This window comes from uncultured Alsobacter sp. (assembly GCF_945952055.1).
In the GTDB taxonomy this organism is placed as follows: domain Bacteria; phylum Pseudomonadota; class Alphaproteobacteria; order Rhizobiales; family Beijerinckiaceae; genus Alsobacter.
On sequence record NZ_CAMFHB010000097.1, the window covers coordinates 1 to 4770 of the forward strand.

General features: G+C 68.9%; 3 protein-coding genes. All 3 read left to right on the forward strand.

All coding sequences use genetic code 11. The features are described 5' to 3' along the window. Positions 1 to 469: 469 nt before the first annotated feature. The 3 genes from Q0Q47_RS30905 to Q0Q47_RS30915 all read left to right on the forward strand — a co-directional run bounded on the left by Q0Q47_RS30905 (position 470) and on the right by Q0Q47_RS30915 (position 4534). Entirely contained in the window at positions 470 to 1396 is a 927-nt protein-coding gene (locus tag Q0Q47_RS30905) for an ABC transporter ATP-binding protein (RefSeq protein WP_293869002.1), read from the forward strand. Then, positions 1393 to 2154, forward strand: coding sequence for an ABC transporter permease (locus Q0Q47_RS30910; protein ID WP_293869004.1), 762 nt, complete (start codon positions 1393 to 1395; stop codon positions 2152 to 2154). Before Q0Q47_RS30905 ends, Q0Q47_RS30910 begins: the two co-directional genes overlap by 4 nt. Before the next feature lie 352 nt (positions 2155 to 2506). Further along, the gene (locus Q0Q47_RS30915; RefSeq protein WP_293869006.1) at positions 2507 to 4534 is read left to right on the forward strand and encodes a methyl-accepting chemotaxis protein; all 2028 of its coding nucleotides are present in this window, start codon (positions 2507 to 2509) and stop codon (positions 4532 to 4534) included. Positions 4535 to 4770 lie beyond the last annotated feature (236 nt).

Here is a 4770-nt window from a genome sequence, read left to right on the forward strand (position 1 = left end):
TCTCCCTCCCCTGCAGGGGAGGGTGGCAGCCGCGAAGCGGCTGACGGGTGGGGACAGCGGCAAAGAATGAGGCGGATATGCCGGGGCCGGCCCTGTCGTCGCGCCCCGTTATGCGGCACCGCCCCCACCCGTCTCGCGCTTCGCGCGATCCACCCTCCCCTACAGGGGAGGGAAAGCGCGCTCAGCCATCGAGAATCACTTGTGTGCATGTCGAAGGGCTCGGCCGGGCATCCACGACTTTGCCGGGGCCATTCTCGAGTCGTGGATGGCCGGGCCAAGCCCGGCCAGGACGCGGGGAGGGAGAGGCCAGCTGGACTGCCGAAAGATGTTCACGCTCTGAGCTGCGAGAACACCCCGCTCACCCTCCCTCCCCCTCCCCCCGGGTTCCGCCGGGCGCGCCGAACGGGTATACGGGGCGCGCGGGCTTGCGGGGGCACAGTCCAGCCTGTCGCATCCGGGAGCCTTGTCCGTGCCAGCCATCATCGCCGTCGAGGGTCTGTCGAAGACCTATGCCGGCGGCTTCCAGGCGTTGAAGTCGGTCGACCTCACCATCGAGCGGGGCGAGATCTTCGCGCTGCTCGGGCCCAACGGCGCGGGCAAGACCACGCTGATCGGCATCGTCTGCGGGCTGGTGACGCCCACGGCCGGCCGCGTCACGGTGGACGGCCACGACATCCACCGCGACTACCGCGCGGCCCGGGCCACCATCGGCCTCGTGCCGCAGGAGCTGCACACGGACATGTTCGAGACCGTGTGGAGCACGGTCACGTTCAGCCGCGGCCTGTTCGGCAAGCCGCGCAATCCGCAGTTCATCGAGCAGGTGCTGCGCGACCTCTCGCTGTGGGACAAGCGCGACGCGAAGATCATGACGCTGTCGGGCGGCATGAAGCGGCGCGTGATGATCGCCAAGGCGCTGTCGCACGAGCCGCGCGTGCTGTTCCTCGACGAGCCCACCGCCGGCGTGGACGTGGAGCTGCGCCGCAGCATGTGGGAGGTGGTGCGCCGCCTGCGCGAGCGCGGCGTCACCATCATCCTCACCACCCACTACATCGAGGAGGCGGAGGAGATGGCCGACCGCATCGGCGTCATATCCCGCGGCGAGATCGTGGTGGTGGAGGAGAAGGCGAGCCTCATCGAGAAGCTCGGCAAGAAGCAGCTGATCCTGCAGCTGCGCGAGCCGCTGGCCGCCGTGCCGCCCGAGCTCGCGGACGAGAAACTGGAGCTGTCCGGGGACGGCACGGTGCTCACCTACACCTTCAACGCGCAGGACGAGCACGCCGGCATCGCCACGCTGCTGCGCCGCCTCTCCGAGCACGGCCTCGACTTCCGCGACCTCCAGACGCGCCAGAGCTCGCTGGAGGAGATCTTCGTCAGCCTCGTGGGAGGACGGCCATGAACGGCTACGCGGTCTCCGCGATCTACCGCTTCGAGATGATGCGCTGGATCCGCACGCTGGCGCAGAGCCTCGCCGCGCCCGTGATCACCACCTCGCTCTACTTCGTCGTCTTCGGCTCGGCCATCGGCTCGCGCATGGCGCAGGTCGACGGCGTCACCTACGGCGCCTTCATCGTGCCCGGCCTGATCATGCTCTCCATCCTCACGGAGAGCATCTCGAACGCGTCCTTCGGCATCTACATGCCGCGCTTCTCCGGCACGATCTACGAGGTGCTGTCGGCGCCCGTCTCGCCGCTGGAGATGGTGCTGGGCTATGTCGGCGCCGCCGCGACCAAGTCGGTGCTGCTGGGCCTGGTGATCCTGGCCACGGCGCGCATCTTCGTACCGTTTTCGATCCTGCATCCGGTCTGGATGATGGGCTTCCTCGTGTCCACCGCCGTCACCTTCAGCCTGTTCGGCTTCCTGATCGGGCTGTGGGCGACGAGCTGGGACAAGCTGCAGATCGTCCCCACCCTCGTCGTGACGCCCCTCGCCTTCCTCGGCGGCAGCTTCTACTCGGTTTCCATGCTGCCCCCGCCCTGGCAGACGGTGGCGCTGTTCAACCCGGTCATCTACCTCGTCAGCGCCTTCCGCTGGAGCTTCTTCGGCTTGTCGGACGTGGGCGTCGGCATCAGCGTGGTGATGACCGGCGTGTTCCTGGCCCTCTGCCTCGCCGCGATCACCTGGGTGTTCCGCACCGGCTACCGCCTCAAGACCTGACGGCGCCAAGGGCTTCCCGCCGGCATGCACACCCGCGCCCGGCCTCGATGCGCGGACGAGGCCCCCGTATTGTCACGGCGCACTCTCTGAAACCTTCAGCTTTGCCATAGATGTGCCTTAGCTTGATTCCGATCAAGCCAAAGCACAACTGGGGACGATTGCTGACGAGACATCGTCGTTCATTGCGACCCCATCCCTTGAAAACATATTCAAATTAAAATCTCTGAAAGCAAGACATTGCTTTAGACGTGAAACATCTCGGGCGATCTGTCTAATGGCAACCGCCCTACTCAAGTTTGTCTCAGTGTGCCCCGCTCGCTTGGCGCGTGCCGACAGTGGTTTCGGAAGCATCATGTCCCTCAGCATTCGCAACGTCCTGCTCCTCATCTTCCTGGGCCTGGGCGGCGTCGCCCTCGTGGTCAGCGGCCTGTCGTGGCGCAGCCTGTCGACCATCCAGGAGAACGTCGTCGACTTCTCGGAAGCGCATCTGCCCACCACCAACGCGGTGGACGACCTGCTGGCCGGCGTGCTGCGGGCCTCGTCGCGGGCCGCCGCCCTGTCCGGCGACGAGGAGGCGCGCCGCATGAAGGCCGCCGCGCTGGCGCAGGCGCTGGAGCAGGTGAAGACCAACAGGCAGCGTTATGGCGGGCTCATCACCGATGCCGCCGAGAAGGAGGGACTGGCCTCCTTCGACGCCCTGTGGGCGTCGTTCCTGACGCAGGTCGAGCGGCTGACCGGGGCCAGGGCCGACGCCGATCGCGTCGCCGCGCAGGCCGCCCTCGCCCAGCTCGCCGACAAGATCGACGGCGTCCTCGTGGGCCTCGGCGACTACAACGACCGCACCGCCAACACACAGCGCGTGGCCAGCGACGGGGAGCACCGCACGGCGCAGATCACGCTCGGCCTGGCCATGCTGGTCAACCTGCTGGCGATCGTCGGCGCGGCGGGCTTCGTGCTGGTGCGCCTCTCGCGCCCCCTGCAGGTCACCACCGCGGCGATGGTGGCCCTGGCCAAGGGCGACCTGAAGCAGGCCATCCCCTTCCGGTCCCGCCAGGACGAGATCGGCGAGATGGCCGCGGCGCTGCAGGCCTTCAAGGAGAACGCCGAGCGCGTCGCGCTCATGGAGGCCGACGAGCGGCGCGCTGCCGCCGACAAGGCCGCGAAGGCGGAAGCCGTCGCCACCGTGGTGGCGGAAGTGGGCCGGGTGGTCCGCCAGGCCGCGCGGGGCGACTTCAGCGTGCGCGCCCAGGCCACCTCCGCCGACCCGGAGTTGCGGCAGCTCGTCGACGGCATCAACCAGATCAACGCCGTGGTGGACACCGCGACGGCCGAGCTCGGCGAAGTCCTCGCAGCCGTGGCGGCGGGCGACCTGACCCACGACGTCCAAACCGTCTACGAGGGGCGGCTCGGCGAACTGCGCGACTCGGTGAACGAGACCGTGGCCAGGCTTTCCGCGATGGTGACGACGATCCAGGACACCGCCGTCGAGGCCTCCAACGCCTCCAACGAGATCAACACGGGATCGAACGACCTGGCGCGGCGCACCGAGCAGCAGGCCTCCTCCCTCGAGGAGACGGCGGCCACCACCGAGCAGCTCGCCGCCTCCGTGAAGTCGACGGCGTCATCCTCCCGCGAGGCGGTGGGCCACGCCGAGGAAGCCCGCTCCGTCGCGCAGGAAGGCGGCCAGACGGTCAACCGCGCCGTCGAGGCCATGACCCGCATCGAGCAGGCGTCGTCCAAGATCTCCGAGATCACCTCCGTCATCGAGGAGATCGCGTTCCAGACCAACCTGCTCGCCCTCAACGCCGCCGTGGAAGCCGCCCGGGCCGGAGACGCCGGCAAGGGCTTCGCGGTGGTCGCCGCCGAGGTCCGCACCCTGGCGCAGCGCTCCTCCGAGGCCGCCAAGGACATCGGCGGGCTCATCGGCAAGTCGACGCAGGAGGTGAGCCAGGGCGTGACGCTGGTGCGCGAGGCCGGCGGCACGCTGGGCCGGATCGTCGAGGCCTCGAACCGCGTGGCCAGGACCGTGAACGAGATCTCGGAAGCCACGGCCGAGCAGGCCAACGGCATCGACGAGATGAGCCAGGCCATCAGCCACATGGACGGCATGACCCAGCAGAACGCCGCGCTGGCCGAGCAGAGCTCAGCCTCGGCCACGGCGCTCGGCGGACAGATCGCCATGCTCAACGAGCTGGTGGCCCAGTTCACCGTCGCCGGCGGCCGGCGCCCCGCCCCGCGGCCGACCTCCGAGCCGAGCCGCCTGCAGGCGCTCGCCGCCAGCGCCTTCGCCGCGCCGAAGCCCGCCGCCAAGGGGACCGAAAAGGCGACTGCGAAGGCCCCGGCGAAGAAGGCCGTGGGCCAGCAGTGGGACGAGTTCTAGGCGAACGGGGCCCGGCCGCCCCGGTTCAACCCCTTCGACATGCACACAAGTGATTGTCGATGGCTGAGCGCGCTTTCCCTCCCCTGCAGGGGAGGGTGGATCGCGCGAAGCGCGAGACGGGTGGGGGCGGTGCCGCAGGACTTGGCGCGACGACAGGGCCGGCCCTGGCATATCCGCCTTGTTCTTTGCCGCCGTCCCCACCCGTCAGCCGCTTTGCGGCTGCCACCCTCCCCTGC